The organism is Kocuria cellulosilytica, from assembly GCF_040981245.1.
Classification (GTDB): Bacteria; Actinomycetota; Actinomycetes; order Actinomycetales; family Micrococcaceae; genus Kocuria; species Kocuria cellulosilytica.
The window spans coordinates 1-517 of sequence record NZ_JAVFWZ010000147.1; the positions used below are offsets into that span (position 1 = coordinate 1).

Annotated in this window: 1 protein-coding gene; it reads left to right on the top strand. The window is 70.0% G+C overall.

The window, feature by feature from the left end; translation table 11 throughout:
- Positions 1 to 4 precede the first annotated feature (4 nt).
- A partial coding sequence (locus RCG67_RS17425; protein WP_368828076.1) for a GMC family oxidoreductase N-terminal domain-containing protein occupies positions 5 to 517 on the top strand: 513 nt, incomplete at its 3' end.

Genomic DNA, 517 nt, shown 5'->3' on the forward strand with positions numbered 1-517 from the left:
GACCATGACCGTTCCCAGCACGACCCCCGCCCCTGACGCCCCGCAGGAGTTCGACTACCTGGTGGTCGGCGGAGGCTCCGCCGGCGCCGTCGTCGCCGCCCGCCTGTCCGAGGACCCGTCCGTGACGGTCGGGCTGATCGAGGCCGGCCCGCACGACCAGGGCATCGACGAGGTGCTGACCCTCAGCCGCTGGATGGAGCTGCTGGAGTCCGCCTACGACTGGGACTACCCGCTCGAGGAGCAGGAGAACGGCAACTCGTTCATGCGCATGGCCCGCGCCAAGGTGCTGGGCGGGTGCTCCTCGCACAACTCGTGCATCGCCTTCTGGGCCCCCGCCGAGGACATCGACGAGTGGGAGGAGAAGTTCGGCGCCGAGGGCTGGAACGCCGAGACCGCCTTCCGGCTCTACCAGAAGCTCGAGACCAACGACGACGAGGGCGCACACCACGGCCACGACGGGCCCGTGCACCTCATGCAGATCCCCGACAACGACCCCTGCGGTGTGGCCGTGCTCGAG